At 76.3% G+C, this 2,188-nt stretch carries 2 protein-coding genes; both read left to right on the top strand.

Translation table 11 applies throughout. The annotated features are described in order from the left end of the window. The first annotated feature begins 79 nt into the window (after positions 1-79). Positions 80-1,084, top strand: coding sequence for a cation diffusion facilitator family transporter (locus tag ACWEVO_RS35390; RefSeq protein WP_452311762.1), 1,005 nt, complete (start codon positions 80-82; stop codon positions 1,082-1,084). A gap of 60 nt (positions 1,085-1,144) precedes the next feature. Next, a partial coding sequence (locus tag ACWEVO_RS35395; protein WP_452311763.1) for a DUF3866 family protein occupies positions 1,145-2,188 on the top strand: 1,044 nt, incomplete at its 3' end.

Genomic DNA, 2,188 nt, shown 5'->3' on the forward strand with positions numbered 1-2,188 from the left:
CCGGGCGATCCGCGCCACACCGCCGCCGGCCGCCGCCGCTCACCGGGCGGACCTCCCGGAGCGGCCATAGGGTGAGCGCATGTCGGAAGCGGAAGCCAAGAGCGAGAGCGTCGGCACCGTCGTGGTGGCCGGCGCGGCGAACCTCGCCATCGCGGTCGCCAAGCTGGTCGCCGGCCTGATCTCCGGCTCGGCGGCGATGCTCTCCGAGGCCGCCCACTCGCTCGCCGACACCACCACCGAGGTGCTGCTCTACCTGGCGTTGCGGCGGGGAGCGCGCCCCGCCGACCGCCGGCACCCGTTCGGGTACGGCAAGGAGAGCTACGTCTGGGCCTTCCTGGCCGCCCTGTTCACCTTCGTCGTCGGCGCGGGCTTCGCCATCACCCACGGCGTCACCACGATCCTCGTGCACGAGCACACCGGCAACTACCTGGCCTCGTACCTCGTGCTGGTGGTCTCCTTCGCGATCGAGTCGGTGTCGCTGGCCCGGGCGATCCGGCAGGTGCGCCGGGAGTCCCGGCGCTGGCGGGCCAGCACCCGCCGCTACCTCCGGCTGACCCCGGACACCACGGTGAAGGCGGTCTTCCTGGAGGACAGCGCCGCCCTGGTCGGCCTGCTGATCGCCGGGGTCGGTCTCGGGCTGTCCGAGCTCACCGGCGACGAGCTCTACGACGGCATCGCCTCGATCCTGATCGGCGTGCTGCTGCTGGTGGTCGCCGGCATCCTGGCCCGCAGCAACATCTCGCTGCTGGTGGGCCGGGGGGTGTCCGAGCGGGTGCACCGGCGGATCGAGCAGGAGCTGGAGGGGCTGCCGGAGGTGGAGCGGGTCGACACCCTGATGACCATGCTGCTGGGCCCGGAGGACATCCTGGTCGCCGCCAAGGTCGACTTCCGCGACGACGCCACCGCCGCCGACATCGAGGCCGCCGCCGACGAGGCCGAACGGCGGCTCACCGAGCACTACCCGGAGATCGCGTACGTCTTCCTCGACCCGACCCGCTCGCTGCCCGGCGGCGGGGGGCACCGGGCCCGGTCGACCCAGGACGAGGACCAGCGCCCGGTCGACGAGCGCACCGGCGGCTCCTGACCCGGCGGCCGGGCGACCCGGGCGCGCCCCGCTCGCCGGGCGGCCGATAGCGTGCCGGGCATGGTGCGATGGCGGTCCGGGACGGTGGCGGCGGTACGGCGGCGGTGGGCCGGCGCCACCGAACTAGACGTCGACCTGCCCGACGGCGGCCGGATGCGGGCCCTGGCCTACCCGGCGCTGGTCGGCGACCCGGAGCCCGGCGACCGGGTGCTGCTCAACGCCGGCGCCCTCTTGATGGGCCTCGGCACCGGCGGATACGCCCTCGTCGTCGCCCGGCCCGACCGGCTGCCCGCCGACCCGCCGGAGGCCGCCGACACCCGCGCCGCCGGCCACCTGGTCAAGGCCCGCTACACCCCGCTGCAACCGATCCTGCTCGGCGTGGACGAGGAGGCCTCCCCGCACCACGACCTGCTGGCCGCCGCGGACAGCCTGGACGGGATGCCGGTGGTCACCGCCGACCTGCACTCCGCCCTCCCGGCGATCGTCGCCGGCCTCCACGCCGACGCCCCGGACGCCCGGGTGGCGTACCTGCTCACCGACGGTGGGGCGCTGCCCGCCTGGTTCTCCCGCACCCTGGCCGGGCTGGCCGGCCACCTCGCCGGCACGGTCAGCGTCGGCCAGGCGTTCGGCGGCGACCTGGAGGCCAGCACCCTGCACAGCGGGCTGCTCGCCGCCCGGCACGTGCTGCGCGCCGACGTCGCGATCGTCGCCCAGGGCCCGGGCAACCTCGGCACCGGCACCCGCTGGGGCTTCTCGGGGGTGGCCGTCGGCGAGGCGGTCAACGCGGTGGCGACCCTCGGCGGTCGGGCGGTCGGCTCGCTGCGGATCTCCGACGCCGACCCCCGGCCCCGGCACCGGGGCGTCTCCCACCACAGCCTCACCGCGTACGGCCGGGTGGCGCTCGCCCCGGCGGAGCTGGTGGTGCCCGACGGGCTGGACCCCGCCCTCGCCGCCCGGGTGGCGGCGGACCTGGCCCCCCTCGCCGAGCGGCACCGGATCGTCACCGTGCCCACCGGCGGGCTCGACGCGGCGCTGCGGGCCAGCCCGGTGGGGCTCTCCACGATGGGCCGCGGGCTCGACGCCGACCACGCCTACTTCCTGGCC

This window comes from Micromonospora sp. NPDC003776 (assembly GCF_053605645.1).

Excerpts from the sequence above, each read along its gene's own strand:
- ACWEVO_RS35390 (WP_452311762.1), top strand. The coding sequence starts at position 80 with ATGTCGGAAGCGGAAGCCAAGAGCGAGAGCGTCGGCACCGTCGTGGTG.